Source organism: Spirillospora sp. NPDC049024 (assembly GCF_040649235.1).
GTDB lineage: Bacteria > Actinomycetota > Actinomycetes > Streptosporangiales > Streptosporangiaceae > Spirillospora.
Genome location: NZ_JBEZFD010000022.1, coordinates 85,501 through 101,357, shown reverse-complemented (window position 1 = coordinate 101,357; position 15,857 = coordinate 85,501). Strand labels below are relative to the sequence as shown.

Genomic DNA, 15,857 nt, shown 5'->3' with positions numbered 1-15,857 from the left:
TCAAGGTGAATGGTTTCCGTCTCAGCCGTACAAGCAGGTCACCCTCATACAACGTGGTGAAATTCACCGCACCGAAACACCGGCGTCACACTGGGCGAGACGAAGAGCGGCCAGGACCGCCGCCCGGACGATCGTCGTTGGGCGATATAGGTCTTTGTCGTGCCATAGAGGCGGCTTGCCGGAGTCAACGTCCTCCGGACCGCCGGTCAAGGCGCCGGAGGCGGTCCGCAGGGCCGATCTCAGGTAGGCGTCGCCTCGCCGGACCGCTCGCTCCGCCGCCTCCCGCACCGCCGAGTCGGTCGCGGCGTCGCCGGACGGACGGGCCAACGTGAGGACGTGCACGGCGTAGGCCGTCTCCTCGGCGGTCCCGCACCAGCGTCCCCACGAGCCGTCCGGACGCTGTTCGCGCAGCACCCACCCGACGGCCCGGCGCACCGCGTCCGCGGATTCCGGGCCGCCGAACCCGTCCAGCGCGAGGGCCGCGCAAGCGGTCGCGTAGAGCGGTGAGGCATGCCACCGGTCCTCCCAGCGGCCGGCGTTCAACTGCTCGCCCCTCAGCCAGGACGCCGCCTTTCGCGCGCTCGCCGCGTAACGGCCCGCCGGGTCGGCGCCGCCGCACTCCAGGTAATGGCCGAACGCCTCAAGTACGTGCGAGTTGGTCGTGACGGAGCGTCCGTTCTCACCGGGCCAGCTACAGAAATGCGTCTTCGTTTCGTACTTCCACAGCAGGTCGGGTGGGTGCGGTTCCCCGAGAAGCGACAACGCGTACAGCAGACCGGAACTGGTGTCGGCGTCCGGGGGCAGGCCGGTGCCGCCCGGCGCGCCGTCCTCGCCGAGCGCCGCCCGCATCTGGACGACCATCTCCCGCGGGACGGCCGGCGCGAGACCGGCGCGGGCCAGCCAGCCCAGCACCCAGCCGCGCTCGAAGTTGGTCACCGGGACGGCGACGGGAACGGGACCGCCGTGCTGCTCGACGGCGGCCTCCAGGTAGCGCAGCACGGCCTCGTCCGCCTCCCCGCCCCGCCCCGGGGCGCCGAGCCAGGCGGCGGTGGCGGCGGTGGAGGCGCCGACGGTCGCGAACCGTCCCGGCGCCTCCGGCGCGGAAAGATCGCGGGAGGGGTGCGGGCCCGGCAGCGGTACGGGGTGGACGGACTCGGCGCGGCGTGCCGACGCACCCGCCACTTCGAGCGCGTGCTGCACCTTCAGCGGGACGGCGCCGCCGCCTTCGAGGTGGGCCCTGGCGGCGGCGACGAACGCTCCGCCCATCCCGGCGGGCGGGGCCAGCCGGCCTCCGGTCCACCAGGTCGCGAAGGCGGGGTCGTCGCGGAGCCGGTCGAGGTGCGCGTTGATCGCCTCGATGAGGGCCGGGGTGATGTGCTCGATCGCCGGCATGTCCGGGACGTCCGTCGCCGCGCCGCCGTAGATCCACCGCGCGATGGTCCGCATGGCGCGCCCGGCGCCGCGGATCACCTCGGCGACGTAGACGCCGGACGGCCAGCGCCGACCCTCCGAGGCGAGCACGGACAGCAGCGCCTCGGCCGCGCTCAGGCTCGGGACGAGCGCGTAGCCCGGATCGGGCGGTCCCCAGCCGCCGTCGGGCCGCTGCGTGTCGAGCAGGAACCGGATCCGCCGGGAATGTCCGGTCAGCCATGGGGCAAGGCTCACCAGCCGCCCGGTCTCGTAGACGGACGGGGACGAGCGGCCCCACGGGTTGCGCACGAGGTCGGCCACCAGCGCGTCGGCGGCCGTGTGAAGATCGTGGGGGTCCGGATCCGTGGGATCGGGCGCGTCCGACCCCGCCTCCGCGACGGTCACAGACACCCCCAGTAGTCGCCGAGGTGGTAGAAGCCCGTGCTGTAGCCGATCTGCCGTTCCAGATAGGCCACCGCTTCGGGGCAGTCGTTCCGCAGCGGGCGGACGAGGTCCTGGCAGCGGGCCACGAGCTGTTCGATCCGGGCGGTGATCTCGGCACGTTCCACGTCGAGCATCTGCGCGTTCAGGTCGCCCCAGGCGATGTCCCGCTCGTAGGTGGCGAGGTCGTTGAGCAGGCGCAGGACCTGCTGGACGGCACGGCTCACGACCTGCAGTTCGCCGATGTGATCGAGGATCCCCTGGTCGGCGTGCACGATCCAGTGCGAGATGTTGACCCACGCCGAACCGATGTTGTCGGCGTTGTCCAGGTACTCCTCGAACGTCGGCCAGGCCGCCTTGTCGCCCGACTTCCACGTCAGCTCGCGGGCGCCGCACTCCAGGAGCCGTCCGAGCTGCGCCAGCCAGTCGTCGCGCAGCGCCGCGAAGGCCGGAGACGCGGCCGCGTCGTCCCGGATGTCGGCGAGGAACCTCGTGAGCCCGTCGCCAGGGGTCGGCGCGGCCCCCTCGGCCACGGCGAGGCAGCGGCGGTTGATGTCGTCGACCTCGTCCCGGGACGTCGCGACATGGTCCACCAGCCAGTCCAGGCCGAAGATCCACAGCGAGGTGCGCGCCGCCATCCGGATCCCGGACGCGCTCAGCCACGGCGACCCGAAGGCGTTCGCGCAGGCCACGGCGTTGAACAGGGTCTCGTCGATCGGCTTGGCGTCGAACAGGTCGGGATAGGACTCGGCGCACTTGGCCAGGTCGCGGGCGCACTTCACGGCCTGCGCCATCACGGCCCCGTTGTGCCGCGCGTCCTGGAGGGGGTCGGGCGTCGTGAGGGCCCCGGTATGCGGGGGCGCCCCCTCCGCCGCCGTCACGTGACCCGCCTGAGCGGAGTCAGCGTCATCTCCATCGACTCCCGCGGCCGCAGCGTCGCGCCGATGCGCGGCATCGCGGGGATCGCGTCGGACAAGGCCGGACTGAAGCGGTTCAGGATGCTCGTCAGGATCATCCGCGCCTCGACGTCGAACACGTGGCGGCCGATGCACTGGTGCGGCCCGCCGCCGAATGGGAAGTAGGCGTAGCGGTGCCGCTTCTGGGAGTTCTCCGGCGTGAACCGGTCGGGATCGAACTCGAGCGGACGGTCCCACACCGCCTCCAGCCGGTGCGTGAGGAACGGGCTGATGAGGACCGGGTCGCCCGGCTCGATGTGCACGCCGCCGAGGATCGTCGGGGCGGTCGCCATGCGCGGGAACATCCAGCCCACCGGGTACAGGCGCAGCAGTTCCTGGACGACCTGCGACACGTACGGCAGTTGCGGAAGGTGGTCCGGACGGACCGGCTCGCCGCCGACCACGCCCTTTATCTCCTCGACCAGCCTGTCCCTGACGTCCGGGTGGTCGTGCAGCAGCGGCCACAGCCAGGTCAGCGCCAGCGTCGTGGTCTCGGTGCTGGTCGCGAACATGGCGAGCAGGTTGTCGCGGATCCACTTGTCGTCCGGCGGGGCGCCGTCCTCGGTCCGGGCCTGGCAGAGCGCGGTGAAGATGTCGCTGCCGTCGCCCGGGTCGTCCCGGTAGCGCGCCACCAGCTCGAACAGGACCTCGTCCATCACCTGGACGGCGTCCTTGAACGCCTTGTCGCCCGGCATCGGCAGGACGCGGGGCAGGAACGGCAGCAGGAACCGGACCGAGATCGAGGTCGCGATCTGGTCGAACGTCGGGATCAGCTTGTTGGCCTCGACGGGGGAGATCTTGTCGCCGAACAGGACCTTGATCACGGTCTCGTTGACGATCCGGCTCATCTCCGGCAGTACGTCGATCGGCCGTCCCGCGCGCGCCGGCTCGTCCAGCTTGGCGACGGCGTCGTTGATCGCCTCCGCCATCAGCCCGGTGAGCCGGTTGACGTTGCGGGTGGTGAACACCGGCTGCAGCACTCGCTTGCTGTGCTCCCACTCAGCGCCCTCGGACAGGATGCTGTCGCCCATCAACTCCCGCAGGGGCCGCCAGAACACCCCGTCCCGCTGGAAGATCTCCGACTCGCGCCGCAGCACCTGCTGGATGTGGTCGGGATGGGTGACGAGGTAGGGGTGCGACGCACCGAGGTCGAGCCGGATGAGCCGGCCGTCCCCCTCAGTGCTGATCCGCTCCAGTTGGCGCAGCGGGTCGCGGACGAATCCGGCGACCGTGCGGTACAGGGGGAAGTTCTTCGCCTTCTGGACTGGGACGGCGCCGACGTCAACGGACATTACCGACTGCCCCTCGATGTTGAGTTGGAGTGCCAGTGCTCGCGGTCACACCGTCCCGGAGCGCGGGGCCGCCCGGGACGTCCGGCGCCCCTCGCGGCGGGACGCCAGGAATGAGTGATTAGTGGTGTGTGGGAAGGTTGCGGTGTTATGTAGCTTTCTGTGGGAGTATCACATGATCAATTAACATCGGCAAGGCTTGGAGCGGTAGAAAGCTCAACCTTTTCGACGTGACCCTTATCACTTGCCGGCTGTGTTGTCCCGTTGTCGAGTCAGGCCTTACCGGCATGATCAAATGGCGCGCGAAAAGGGCGTACGCTCCCACCGGACAACACAGAGAGTGATGCCTGTTAAGTGGAGCTCTCTTCCGGTTTATACCGAATTACTTTGCGGCGCGGTCGATCGGGGCCAGATCAGGCCACGCGACGCGTCCCGCCACCCGCACCTCGCCGATCACCGTCCGTGATCCGCAGCGCGCCACGACCGGGTACGTGCTCGGCGGGGCGTCCCGCCTGACGACGGCGGCGCCGTCCGCCGCGGGTCCGGCGAACGCCTCGGACCTCGCGGCCACCCTGCCCGCGCAGCCGGGCACCGCCAGCCGGACCCGCTCACCGGGTCGCACGGCGCGGGGCTCCACCGACACCGGGCTCCTCCCGGTCGCGGTCGCCTCTCCCGTCGCCGGAGCCAGCATGCCCGCCGCCACGAGCGCCGTTCCCAACACGGTGACGCTGAGCAGACGCAACGACGACTCCCTCACTCGGGCGTGTGACGTCCGGCACTTTAGCCCCTCAGGGCGGTTTCGGGCACTGCTTCCCGGCGTCCGGCGCGCAACCCGTCCCACGTGAGCGTCGCCAGCGCGACCCAGACCAGCAGGAACCCCGCCCACCGGCTCGGCGGCATCTCCTCGTGCTGCACGAGCAGCCCGATGGCGAACTGCAGCACCGGCGCCAGGTACTGGAGCATGCCGAGGGCGCTCAACGGCAGCCTCACGGCCGCCGCGTTGAACAGCATCAACGGGACGGCCGTCACGATCCCGGCCGCGGCCAGCAGCGCCGCGTGCCCCACGCCGTGATGCCCGAACGCCGCCTCGCCCCGTCCCTCCAGCACCAGCACGAACGCCAGCGCCGGCAGGAACGTCACGGCCGTCTCGACGGCCAGGCTCTCGGCCGACGGCATGTCGGCGAACTTCTTGAGCAGGCCGTACACCCCGAACGCGAACGCCAGCACCAGCGCGATCCACGGAGGCCGCCCGTAGTCGACGGTCAGCACGACCACCGCGGCCGCCCCCGTCCCGACCGCCGCCCACTGCCACGGCCGCAGCCGCTCCCGGAAGACCAGCACCCCGAACACCACGGTGATCAGCGGGTTGATGAAGTACCCCAGCGCGGACTCGATCGTGTGCCCGCTGTTGACGGCGTAGATGTACGTCCCCCAGTTGACGCTGATCGCCAGCGCCGCCAGCGTCAGCAGGACGCCCCGCCGCCATCCCAGCGTCCGCAGCCACCCCCGGCTCCGCCGCACGGCGAGCACCGCCGCCACCGCCACGAGCGACCACATGATCCGGTGCGCGAGGATCTCTCCCGCCCCCGCGGGCTTCAGCAGCGGCCAGTACAGCGGGAACAACCCCCACATCACGTACGCCGCGACCCCGCACACCATGCCCCGCCTCACGAACGCAACATACCAGCAGGTAATCAACCAAACGGAACAACACTCATGTCATTTGGCTCACTGACCTTGAGAGCATGTTCGGCTTGGCGAAGACCAAGACGGCCACTCCAGAAACGGCGCTCTCCACCACGGCCGACCCCATCCCGGCGCCCCCGCGCCACGAGGTCCTCGACGCCTCGGCGAAGTGGAAGTCGGCGGCGGGGGTCAGTCCGGTACTGGAGTAGCCTCGGCCGATGGAGAGGGCGGGCTGGTACGGGGTTCGTTGCGTCTTTCGACTGCCTCACGACGGTGAGGGGCTGTATGAGGAGAGCGTCACAGTCTGGCGTGCGGCCTCGTTCGACGAGGCGATAGCCAAGGCCGAAGCCGCGGCCCGCGACTACGCGCAGATCACCGCCGGGCAGTACTTGGACTTCGCCCAGGCGTACTTCGTCGGCGACGACGAGTCGATCAGCGAAGTCTCCGAGGTCTTCTCGCTGATGCGCACGAGCGCGCTCGGCGCGGAGGAGTACGTCACCAGACACTTCGACACCGGCCACGAGCGCCAAGGGCATTCAGGCGAAGCCGAGGACGGGTCCGGTCGAGCGTCTCTTGATCGATGATGGCCATCACCAGCAATGCCTCCAGAAGAACCCGAACGGCCACTGCGGCCTGGTCGGCACCGGCCTCTCGTGCCCCGCAGGAGTAGCCTCCGCCGGGTGACTTGGACGGCGGACGGAGAGGTCTCGGCCCTCTGGGCAGAGCATTTGGATCTCGCGTTCCCAGACGCCCTGCGGTGGCTGGACGCTCCAAGCGGTGAGTCAGTGGCGGCGCTCGACGCCTACATGGCGGGATGCATCTCCGCGTACCTGCGCGGAGGGACTCTCGATACCGAACGCCGGTCGGCCCTGAACGGCTTGCTGAGCGATCTTCGCGGCGTCCTGCCGCAGCTGCGTGGCGAGGGCGCCGAGTACGTGGCCCGCCTGCTCCGCATGGCGGAACTGATCGCCGCTTCTCTGCGGTAGCAGCGCCGGTTAAGACGCGTAGGTGTCGAGCACTTTGCGCAACTGGGGGCGGCCCTGTGTGGATGCCGCTTGGTGGCTAACGGCCAGATTCTTGTGTGTCTGGCTCTTGGGGCGCGGTCTTCGCCAGGGCGCCCGGCCGGGGGTCGCCCCTGACGGCGACACAGATTCCGAAGATCCGCTCGCGTCCGGTCCAGCCGTTGATCCGACCGCGGTTGTTGCTGATCTGCACGCGTCCCTTGGCCGGATCGACGGCTGAGACGAGATGCAGGTAGACCGTCCCGGCCACCCGGGCGAGCACGATGTCGCCGACCTCTAGTTTCACCGGATCGACCGGCGCGACGGTGACCAGATCCCCGCTTCGGATCAGCGGCACCATGGAGGACCCCGAGGGCCGGAACTCCACAGTGGCGCCCTCCGCGACTCGCGCGGCGATCGCATCCATTTTCCCCATAAGGGCAGGATGCGGGCCCTTGCGCATGCCTGTCGATCGAATTAAGGCGCATCCACTGCATCGCGGCCGAGGCGCCCGCAAGGGTGACTCAAGCCTCCATGCGCATCGATGTCCTGTCCGGTCCAGGGCTTAGGACGCAGTTTTTAGGCCTTCGTTCGGCGTTGCTGCCGTTCGCTGGAGTTGCCGAACTGTGCTGACCGCGTCAGGGTTCTTGCATGTTCATGGAGCGCGGAGCCTTCGACGATGTTCCGCTGCATGCGCTGTTTCCTCAGAGCGACGCAGGAGACTTGGAGCGGATGCGCAGTGCGTCGAGGGCGTTGGACGCGAAGCGTCCCCCAGCACAACAGCCATTGTGGGAGTGGGCCCCTCACCACGCTGTGTTCTCCCGAGACCAGGCGCCCGGCACCGTCGCAGAGATCCTACTTACAACGATCCCTATTTATGATCAAGAAGCTGACTGGCTTGAGTTCGAGTTGGACGTCTCTTGGACCCGGGAGGGACTGCTCTGCGCCTCTGCCGCTGTGAGCGTGGCCTGCTGGTGTGACAAGGACCATGGCACCCACTACGTCGACCCTCTGGCCCTGGTCGTCGATAACGGGATATCGCTGGGGCACGCATTCGAAAATGCCGCGAACCGCACCGTTTCCTGGCTGGAAGATCCCCGCGACCCATCCTGGTGGCGCGCCCGGGCCGATCTGCCGTCGCCCTGACTATCGCCCCGCCATCGGACGGCTTGAGAAAAAGTCGAGACCGGATGGTTCCGGGCCGACTGGTCCTTCCGCTCTCCATCACGCTCGATCACCCGGTCACGATGACGGCCGCACTCTCCTGGGAGCCGCCATCCGGAGCATGCGGAAGGGAACTCGGCGCGAACTGTCCGCGCTTGTCGGGCCGCTCGACGATCGGCTCATGGCGCGGACGGTGAACGACCCCTTCGTTCATGCGGACCTCCCATGGTGGTGTCGTCGCGTTGCGATCTGACTCTCGGCGCCGGCGAGCATGCTCCGACCGGGAGTGCTCGCCGTGGACATCTGGATGCCATGCTCATTGCTGGTCGGCAGAGACGCATGCGTCGGAGAGGGCAGGATGATGGCACGCCTCGGCATGGTTCCCCACAGCTACTGCGACGTCGGCCGCACGAGGCTGAGCGGTCCGGCCGACGTAGCGCGGGCAGCGTAAGGCGTGGCTTCGGTGAAGGTCCTCTACGCGATCGTGTGCGGGGCTGGGGCGGCGTCAGATGTGGAGGCCTTTGTGCGGCTGGCGCAGGCCGAGGACTGGCACGTCCGGGTGATCGCGACCCCCATGGGCGCCAAGTTCCTGGACATGGAGCGGCTCGCAGACCTGACGGGCGGGCCGGTGCGGACCGACTTCCGGCAGCCGCACGAGACGTCGAACGGACTGCCTCCCGCCGATGCCGTCGTGGTGGCTCCGGCCACGTTCAACACGATCAACAAGTGGGCGCTGGGCATCACGGACACGGTCGCGGTCGGCATGCTGTGCGAGCTCCTGGGCATGGGCGTGCCGACGCTGGCGGTGCCGCAGGTCAAAGCCGAACTGGCCGGCCATGTGGCCTTCCGCCGGAACCTGGACGTACTTCGCGCCATGGGCGCCCACGTGCTCTTCGATCCTGCCGCCCCTCCAGAGGCGCGCATGCCCGGCTGGCACGACATCCTCGCGGAGCTGAACAGCATCCTCGATGACTGATCCGGCGGCGTCGGGTCAGTGGACGGCGGTAGTGGGGCCGTTGATCACGAGAGCTTGACCATCGCGCAGGGTGCGGTGGGCGGTGCCTTGCGCGCGGTAGTGGTCGGCGACGTCGCCGAGGATCTCGGTCTCGGGATGGCCGGGGGAGTCGATGTGCGGCACGACAACGTAATCAAGGACGGCGAGGCCATCGAAACGGGCCGGGGTGCCATAGGCGGCCTGCACCGCCTCGGGGTCGTCGCACCGATCCAGGCCCTGAAGATCCGGGGCCAGGACGCAAGCGCCGGCGCTGTAACCGGCATAGACGACGGCGTCCTCGCGCAGCAGTTCGACGATCGCGCGGTCGGCGCCGCTCGCCGCCAGAGCGTGGCGCAGGACGAACACGTTGCCTCCCCGGACCCAGAGGAGGGGGAATCCGCGAAGCGTGGCCGCGACTCGGCTGGGATCCTGGCCGAAGAACGCCCGCAGGTCGACTTCGACCGGCCGCAGGCCGAGGGCGGCGAGTGCGCCGACCTCCCGCTCGACCGCCGCTCGCCGCTCGGCGTCGGGCAGGGCGTCAACAGCGTTGGCGATCACCGCCGCCCGCGCCCCGGCAGCACCGGCCAGCAACCCCAGCATCCGTTCCGGATGCTCCCCGACCCGCCAGGAAGACAGATACATACGCACCCGAGAACCCTAGGACCTCCCCTCAAGCGGTTGATCCTAGGCAGTGCGGACGTCGATTCTCAGTGAGAATGCCCATCCGGACCTGTGGGAGGACAGATGACGGAAGGCTCGGCGGCCTGGGCTCCGCTCTCCGAGTCGGAGGAGGACCGGGCCTGGGGCTCTTTCCTGGAGTTGACGGCGTTTCGCGCCTCCACCCGCCCCGACCGGTGGCCGGGCATTCTGGAGCCCCACCCGTCGGTGACGTGGGATCTTGCTCGGGAGCGTCCCGTATTTCCAGGGATGGGCTGGTGGGACTTCGCCGTCGAACCTGATGACGTCAACAGCCTGCTCCACCAAGCCTTCAAGGCCTGTGTCGATCAAGGGGAGTGGCTGTACGTCCTGGACTGGCAGCATCCCTGTTACCGGTTCTGGCCGCATCGCATGACCGATCCGGAGAACGACGTCTCCTGGGCCGTTCCGGTCTTCCCTGACGGCGACTACTTCATCTTTCTGGCGCAGGACCTCTCGTTCGGGACCTTCGGGCATCCGTGGGAAGCCGGCCTCTGCGTTTTCGGCGACCGGCTCCTGCAGGCCGTCGAAGAGAGGAACGACGGCGTCCTTGACCGCGTCCTTCGTCGGAGCGATCGCGCGGCACCAGAGGCCTGAGCGATGACGAACCTGCGCGCGGCCGTGTCGTTAGGGTTGGGGGATGGGGTTTGAGGTTGTTTGTGAGGTGGAGCCGCCTACGCGGCCGGATCTGCGGCGGGTGCGGCATCAGATCGGGGTGTTGAGTCCGGTGGCGGACTCGTTCCTGATCCCGGACAACCACATCGGGCGGGCGACGGTGTCGAGTGTGGCGGTCGCTCATGAGGTGCAGGCGATGGGGGCGCGCGGGATCGCGTGTCTGAACTCCCGCGACCGGAACCTGCTGGGGTTCCGGCGCGACCTGCTGACGGCCGCGGCCTACGGGGCCGAGCGGTTCCTCTTCGTCTACGGGGACAAGCCCTCGGTCGGCGGACGGACGAGCGAGCTGACCGTGCGCGCGATGATCGAGGAGGCGCGGGCGGCCGGGGAGGATGCCGCTTTCGCCGGGTGTGCCCCGTTCCAGGTGGGGGTGACCTCCGGGCTGCGGCGGGTCCCTGACTGGAAGCGGGCGGCGGACTTCATGTTCGTCCAGGTCAGCTACTCGGTGGAGAGCCTGCTGCGTTGGCGGGAGACCGTTGACGTCGAGGGGCCCGTGTACGCCGGGGTGATGGTGCTGGCGAGTGCGGGGATGGCCCGCAACCTGGCCGCGGCGATTCCGGACATCGACATCCCGGACGAGCTGGTCGAGGCGGTCGAGCGCGACCGGGCGGCCGGGGTCGCGGCGGCGTGCGAGCAGGTGCTGGCCGTGCGGGACAGCGGGGCGTTCGACGGGGTGCACCTGGTGCCGGTCAGCCGGTATCGGGAGGTCGCCGCGCGGCTCGAGCGTGAGCTGCACGCCTAGCCGGGCAGGATGGGCGCATGGAACTGACGCCGGGGCTGCGGGGCGAGGTCGGGATCGTGGTCGCGGAGGCGGACACGGCCGTCCAGGCGGGGAGCGGGGACGTGCCCGTGCTGGCGACGCCGAGGCTGCTCGCGCTCGCAGAGGCGGCCACGGTGAAGGCGGTCGGGCCCTGGCTGGAGGAGGGCGAGACCTCGGTCGGGACGCGGGTCGAGGTCCGGCATCGCGCGGCCACACCCGTCGGCGGACGGGTGACGGTCACCGCCGAGTTGCGGGACGTGGACGGGACGCGCCTGGCCTTCGCGTTCGAAGCCGTCGACGGACGGGGCGCGGTGGTGGGTGAGGGCCGGGTCGAGCGGGTGGTCGTGGAGAGGGAGAGCTTCCTTTCGCGGCTCTCCCGTTGAGGGTCAGTACGGCAGGAGGCGGCCCGAGGGGGTTCGCAGGTCGGGCTGGCTCGGTTGACGTGGGGGCTTGGGGCGCTTGATGAGCTGCTGCCGTGCCATGGTGATCATCTCCCCCCGTCGGGCTGCCTTTAAAACCCGTGGATCGAGCGGTTACCTCATGTGACGCGGCCGGGCCGGACGAGGTTCGCTGAGCTTATGCGACCAACACTGCCCGTTCGACCGATTTTTGGGAAGCCCATTTCCACGGTTCGCGTCCAGAAGATCGCGGATCGTGGCCGAAATCAGGTGACGGCACCGAATCAGGAGACGATGTCGCGCGTCCGGAAACGGCGGAACGCCAGTGCGAACAGGACGGCGGCGTAGGAGACGGAGATGGCGGCGCCCTTGGCCATGCCCGCCCACTGGACTTCGGGCTGCAGGGCGTCCATCCAGGAGTACATCCAGTGCGTCGGGAGGAAGTCGCGCCAGGAGCCGAGCGCTGTGACGGCGTCCAGGATGTTGCTGACGATGACGAGCCCGACCGCGCCGCCGACCGCGCCCAGGGGGGAGTCGGTCGTCACGGAGAGCAGGAACGCCAGGGCGGCGACGACGAGCTGCGCGACGAGGGAGTAGCCGATGATGATCGCCATGCGGCCGAGCGCGGTGCTCACCGGGACGGTGCCGCCGGTCGGGAGCTCGACGTCGCCCCAGCCGAACCCTGCCGTCCCGGCGACCAGCGCCATCAGCGGCAGGCTGACGACCGCGACGACCGCGTAGGACAGGGCGACGATCAGCTTCTGCCGCAGCAGCCGGGCGCGCGGCACGGGCGCGGCGAGCAGGTAGCGCAGGGACGACCAGCCCGCCTCGCTCGCCACCGTGTCGCCGCAGAACAGGGCGACCGCGACCACCAGCAGGAAACCGGTCGAGACAAAGAGGGCGAACAGGGCGAAGTTCAGCGCGGACGACGTGGCCACGTCCACCAGGCTGGGAACGCCGTCCGTGCCCGGATCGCCGCCGAGCTTGAACGCGGCGACCAGCACCCACGGCAGCACGAGCAGGATCGCGAAGGCCACCAGCGTGCGGCGGCGCCGGAACTGCCGGACGGCCTCCACCCGCAGCGGAAGGGTGCGCCGGACGTGGTAGGCGGTCATGAACCCTCTCCGATGATCTCCAGGAACGCGTCCTCCAGGCGGCGGCCGGACCCGGTGATCTCGGCGACCGGGCCGGCGGCGACGCGGCGGCCGGCGGCCATGACGACCGCGTGCGTGCAGGTCTGCTCGACTTCGGCGAGCAGGTGGCTGGAGACGATGACCGTCCGTCCGGCGGCCGCGTACCGGACGAGCACCTCCCGCATCTCGCGGATCTGGGGCGGGTCGAGGCCGTTGGTGGGCTCGTCCAGGACGAGGAGGTCGGGCAGCCCCAGCATGGCCTGCGCTATGGCGAGACGTTGCCGCATCCCCTGCGAGTAGGTGCGGACGGCCCGGTCCAGCGCCGAGCCCAGGTCGGCTATCTTCAGCGCCTCGTCCAAGTGGGCCTCGTCCGAGGGACGGCCGGTGGCGCGCCAGTAGAGGTCCAGGTTGTCGCGACCGGAAAGGTGGGGCAGGAATCCAGGTCCCTCTACGAACGACCCCAGGCGGGACAGCACGGGCGCGCCCGGGTACACGCGGTGCCCGAAGATGCGGATCGAGCCTGAGTCCGGATGGATCAGCCCCATCAGCATGCGCAGCGTCGTCGTCTTCCCCGCACCGTTCGGGCCGAGGAGCCCTAGCACCTGCCCCTTCTCCACCCGGAACGACAGGTCCGAGACCGCGAGATGCCCGTTCTTGTACGCCTTCGTTAGCCCGGTTATCTCCAGGGGAACGTCGTTGTCCGTTTCGGCGCCGCGCCTGCGGCGTCCAGGGAGAAGGATGGCGAGCGCCAACGCGACGGCAACGAGAGGCAGTGCCCACACCCAGGCGGGCAGAGGCGCCGGCGCGGTCTTCAGCGACGGGACGGACGGGACGCTCAGCGGCGACACCACCTGCACCTTGTACGACGAGGGCTCGGCGGGCGTCGCGAACCCCATGTCGGTGGTGGCGACGACCAGGCGGAGCCGGTGCCCGCGGTCGAATCGGTAGTCCATCGCCGGGAGCGTCACGGTGACCTCGCCGCCCGACACCCGGAACGGCGCCGCCAGCCGCCGCGCCGGGGCCGCCGCCCCGCCCGGGGGCACGTCGTAGAGCTTCGCGAACAGCGGACCGTCCCCGCTGACCTTCAGCCGGACGGTCGCGGCGCCCGTCAGCCACAGCGGACGGTCCAGCGGACGAGTGTCGAACGTGGCGGTTTGTCCGGGCATGTCCGAGGGCAGTTGCCCGCCCAGGGAGCCGCCGAGCGACCCGCCCAGGGAACCGAGCGCCCCCAGCCCCGGCAGGGCCGAGACCGAAGCGGGCGACCCGCCCGCCGGGTTGAAGATCGTCTGCTCGCTTCCGGACAGCGGCAGGGTCGACGGGTCACCAGAAAGCCCCGGATACCGCCGCGTCGACGCCTCGTCCACGACGACCGCCTGGGTGGAGGAGTCGAGCCCGCCCGCCCGCGTCACCGTGAACCCGTCCGGGGAAGGCGCCGACGACCGCATGAGCCGCGCGTCGAAGAAGTCGCGCACGAGCCCCTCGACCCGCTCGGTCTCCGGGTCGCCGCCGTCGTGCCCGCCCTGGAACCACACCACCGACACCGGGGCGCCGTTCCGCGCGATCGCCCGCGCGTTGGCGTCGCCCTGGTCGAGCGGGAACAGCGAGTCGGACTGCCCCTGGACGATCAGCGCCGGCACCTTGATCCGGTCGGCGACGGACGCGGGGCTCGACCGCCGCAGCGTCGCGATCGCCGACTCGGTCGGACGGCCCTTCTCCGCGACCTCCTGGTACATGTCGCACAGGGACGGCAGGAAACGCCCGCACGCCGTGCGGTCGGCGCTGCCCGTGAAGAACAGCCCCGCCCACAGCTTCTTGAAGACGCCGTCGGTGGGCTTCGCGCCCGCGGCGGCGTCGGGGAACAGCGCGTCGGGCAGGCTGTTCCAGGTGATCCGCGGCGCGATGGCGTCCACCCGCCGGTCGTAAGCGGCGGTCATCAGCGCGATCGCGCCGCCGTAGGACTCGCCCGCCATCCCGACGCGCGGGTCGCCGGGGCCGTCGAGCCGGACCTCCGGGCGCCGCGCCAGCCAGTCGATCAGCTGCCGGGTGTCCTTCACCTCGTAGTCGGGGGAGTTGAGGGCGATCTCGCCGGTCGAGCGCCCGAACCCGCGCGCCGACCAGGCCAGCACCGCGTACCCGGCGCGGGCCAGGTCGCGCGCCTCGCCCGCGACGTCCCGCTTGCTGCCGCCGAAGCCGTGCCCCAGCAGGACCGCCGGGCCCTTCGCCCGCCCGACCGGCTTGTAGAACGTCGTGTCGAGCGTGACGCGCTGGTCGTCCTTCGGCCCGTCGACGACGGTGACGCGCTGCTCGGTCTCCCGGACGCGCGCCTCCCCGTCGGCCGTCGCGCCCCACGCCGCGGCACCGCCCGCGATCACCACGGCGACCCCGGCCGCGGCCCAGCGCGCGGACCGTCCCGTCCTGCCCCACCGCGCCTTGAGCGCGCCCGCCCGCCTCATGCCAGAACCCTATGCGCGCCCCGCGACCGGCCGCTCCGCCCTGAAGCCGATCTCGGCTGCTCCCGCCGCGGTACGCGGCCCGGCGCCGCTACGCCTCGCGACGGACGGACGGGGCGAGGGCGGCGGTGAACATCGCGGTGAGGCGGTCGGTGAGTTCGGCGGGGTCGGCGGCGCGCAGGTCGCCGAGCCCGAGCAGGCGCCGCACCGGCCCGCCGCCCATGATGATCGTGGACGCCAGCAGCGCCCGCGCCCGCGCGTCGGGCCCCTCCAGCTGCGCCACCATCGGCTCGACGATCACGTCCTCCAGGTAGCGGAGCAGGATCTCCTTGACCTCGGGGTGGCCGGCCGACCGGTCCAGCATCCGGGACATGGCGGTGACCGAGCGCTGGTCGACCTGCCGGACGAAGTGCTCGGCGAGGCGGCGCGGCAGCCCCTCGGGGTCGCCCGCGATGACGCCGCGGATCACCGACTCCCCGGCCAGCACCTCGCCGAACAGCGCCGCCTTCGAGCCGAAGTACCGGTTCACCAGCGCCATGTTCGCCTCGGCGCGTGCGGCGATCATGCGGACGGTGACGCCGTCGTAGCCGTGCTCGCCGAACAGGTCGCGGGCGGCGTCCAGGATGCGGCGCCGGGTGGCCTCCCGGTCGCGCTTGCGCCGCCGCGCGACCTCGCGGCGGGGCTCCTTCTCGACCTGCATCCCCAGCTCCCGGTCACCGGTAACGGTCCATCCCCATTATCCAATGAGTTGCAAGTAAACAACCGTCTACATAAGGTATATGCAGAACACAGGTATTTCATCCG

The 15,857-nt window shown here is 70.3% G+C and carries 19 protein-coding genes; 8 read left to right on the top strand and 11 right to left on the bottom strand.

Features of this window, described 5'->3' with window-relative positions; translation table 11 throughout:
* Positions 1 to 63 precede the first annotated feature (63 nt).
* The 5 genes from AB0C21_RS33300 to rarD form a co-directional block, all read right to left on the bottom strand.
* Positions 64 to 1,815: a prenyltransferase/squalene oxidase repeat-containing protein gene (locus AB0C21_RS33300; protein ID WP_500209630.1), complete on the bottom strand. Its 1,752-nt coding sequence runs from the start codon at positions 1,813 to 1,815 to the stop codon at positions 64 to 66.
* Positions 1,812 to 2,732, bottom strand: a complete 921-nt coding sequence (locus AB0C21_RS33295; RefSeq protein WP_500209629.1) for a terpene synthase family protein — start codon at positions 2,730 to 2,732, stop codon at positions 1,812 to 1,814. The genes AB0C21_RS33300 and AB0C21_RS33295 overlap by 4 nt, the downstream gene beginning before the upstream one ends.
* Positions 2,729 to 4,099 carry a cytochrome P450 gene (locus AB0C21_RS33290; RefSeq protein WP_500209628.1) on the bottom strand — a complete coding sequence of 457 codons (1,371 nt, stop codon included), beginning with the start codon at positions 4,097 to 4,099 and terminating at the stop codon, positions 2,729 to 2,731. Before AB0C21_RS33290 ends, AB0C21_RS33295 begins: the two co-directional genes overlap by 4 nt.
* Before the next feature lie 379 nt (positions 4,100 to 4,478).
* Entirely contained in the window at positions 4,479 to 4,838 is a 360-nt protein-coding gene (locus AB0C21_RS33285; RefSeq protein WP_500209627.1) for a hypothetical protein, read from the bottom strand.
* A 38-nt stretch (positions 4,839 to 4,876) separates the two neighbouring features.
* Positions 4,877 to 5,755: an EamA family transporter RarD gene (gene rarD, locus AB0C21_RS33280; RefSeq protein WP_500209709.1), complete on the bottom strand. Its 879-nt coding sequence runs from the start codon at positions 5,753 to 5,755 to the stop codon at positions 4,877 to 4,879.
* A gap of 86 nt (positions 5,756 to 5,841) precedes the next feature.
* Here rarD and AB0C21_RS33275 point away from each other — a divergent pair, with 86 nt between their 5' ends.
* The 3 genes from AB0C21_RS33275 (at position 5,842) to AB0C21_RS33265 (ending at position 6,768) form a co-directional block, all read left to right on the top strand.
* Positions 5,842 to 5,991, top strand: a complete 150-nt coding sequence (locus AB0C21_RS33275) for a hypothetical protein (RefSeq protein ID WP_500209626.1) — start codon at positions 5,842 to 5,844, stop codon at positions 5,989 to 5,991.
* Positions 5,992 to 6,000: 9 nt separating this feature from the next.
* Positions 6,001 to 6,366, top strand: a complete 366-nt coding sequence (locus AB0C21_RS33270) for a hypothetical protein (RefSeq protein WP_500209625.1) — start codon at positions 6,001 to 6,003, stop codon at positions 6,364 to 6,366.
* A 201-nt stretch (positions 6,367 to 6,567) separates the two neighbouring features.
* Positions 6,568 to 6,768 (top strand): hypothetical protein, encoded by a 201-nt coding sequence (locus AB0C21_RS33265; protein ID WP_500209624.1) that lies wholly within the window; start codon positions 6,568 to 6,570, stop codon positions 6,766 to 6,768.
* A 76-nt stretch (positions 6,769 to 6,844) separates the two neighbouring features.
* Here AB0C21_RS33265 and AB0C21_RS33260 read toward each other — a convergent pair whose 3' ends face one another.
* Entirely contained in the window at positions 6,845 to 7,246 is a 402-nt protein-coding gene (locus AB0C21_RS33260; RefSeq protein WP_500209623.1) for a S24 family peptidase, read from the bottom strand.
* Between the two features lie 188 nt (positions 7,247 to 7,434).
* Between AB0C21_RS33260 and AB0C21_RS33255 the strand changes: the two genes are divergently transcribed.
* A complete protein-coding gene (locus tag AB0C21_RS33255) occupies positions 7,435 to 7,929 on the top strand; it encodes a hypothetical protein (RefSeq protein WP_500209622.1) in 495 nt (164 codons plus the stop codon).
* 88 nt (positions 7,930 to 8,017) lie between these two features.
* Here AB0C21_RS33255 and AB0C21_RS33250 read toward each other — a convergent pair whose 3' ends face one another.
* A complete protein-coding gene (locus AB0C21_RS33250) occupies positions 8,018 to 8,161 on the bottom strand; it encodes a hypothetical protein (RefSeq protein ID WP_500209621.1) in 144 nt (47 codons plus the stop codon).
* 240 nt (positions 8,162 to 8,401) lie between these two features.
* Between AB0C21_RS33250 and AB0C21_RS33245 the strand changes: the two genes are divergently transcribed.
* On the top strand, positions 8,402 to 8,923 hold the full coding sequence (locus AB0C21_RS33245) for a flavoprotein (RefSeq protein ID WP_500209620.1): 522 nt from the start codon (positions 8,402 to 8,404) through the stop codon (positions 8,921 to 8,923).
* 15 nt (positions 8,924 to 8,938) lie between these two features.
* Here AB0C21_RS33245 and AB0C21_RS33240 read toward each other — a convergent pair whose 3' ends face one another.
* Positions 8,939 to 9,583, bottom strand: coding sequence for a Type 1 glutamine amidotransferase-like domain-containing protein (locus AB0C21_RS33240; RefSeq protein WP_500209708.1), 645 nt, complete (start codon positions 9,581 to 9,583; stop codon positions 8,939 to 8,941).
* A 102-nt stretch (positions 9,584 to 9,685) separates the two neighbouring features.
* Here AB0C21_RS33240 and AB0C21_RS33235 point away from each other — a divergent pair, with 102 nt between their 5' ends.
* From AB0C21_RS33235 to AB0C21_RS33225, 3 genes are all read left to right on the top strand, one after another.
* Positions 9,686 to 10,234 carry a DUF2716 domain-containing protein gene (locus tag AB0C21_RS33235; protein WP_500209619.1) on the top strand — a complete coding sequence of 183 codons (549 nt, stop codon included), beginning with the start codon at positions 9,686 to 9,688 and terminating at the stop codon, positions 10,232 to 10,234.
* 130 nt (positions 10,235 to 10,364) lie between these two features.
* Complete coding sequence (locus AB0C21_RS33230; RefSeq protein WP_500209618.1) at positions 10,365 to 11,054, top strand: methylenetetrahydrofolate reductase; 690 nt, start codon at positions 10,365 to 10,367, stop codon at positions 11,052 to 11,054.
* 17 nt (positions 11,055 to 11,071) lie between these two features.
* Positions 11,072 to 11,455 (top strand): thioesterase family protein, encoded by a 384-nt coding sequence (locus tag AB0C21_RS33225; RefSeq protein WP_500209617.1) that lies wholly within the window; start codon positions 11,072 to 11,074, stop codon positions 11,453 to 11,455.
* A 299-nt stretch (positions 11,456 to 11,754) separates the two neighbouring features.
* On the opposite strand, the gene AB0C21_RS33220 is transcribed toward AB0C21_RS33225, so the two are convergent.
* The 3 genes from AB0C21_RS33220 to AB0C21_RS33210 all read right to left on the bottom strand — a co-directional run bounded on the left by AB0C21_RS33220 (position 11,755) and on the right by AB0C21_RS33210 (position 15,753).
* On the bottom strand, positions 11,755 to 12,585 hold the full coding sequence (locus tag AB0C21_RS33220) for an ABC transporter permease (RefSeq protein WP_500209616.1): 831 nt from the start codon (positions 12,583 to 12,585) through the stop codon (positions 11,755 to 11,757).
* Positions 12,582 to 15,056 carry an alpha/beta fold hydrolase gene (locus AB0C21_RS33215; protein ID WP_500209615.1) on the bottom strand — a complete coding sequence of 825 codons (2,475 nt, stop codon included), beginning with the start codon at positions 15,054 to 15,056 and terminating at the stop codon, positions 12,582 to 12,584. The genes AB0C21_RS33220 and AB0C21_RS33215 overlap by 4 nt, the downstream gene beginning before the upstream one ends.
* An 88-nt stretch (positions 15,057 to 15,144) precedes the next feature.
* Positions 15,145 to 15,753, bottom strand: coding sequence for a TetR/AcrR family transcriptional regulator (locus AB0C21_RS33210; RefSeq protein ID WP_500209614.1), 609 nt, complete (start codon positions 15,751 to 15,753; stop codon positions 15,145 to 15,147).
* Between the last annotated feature and the right edge of the window lie 104 nt (positions 15,754 to 15,857).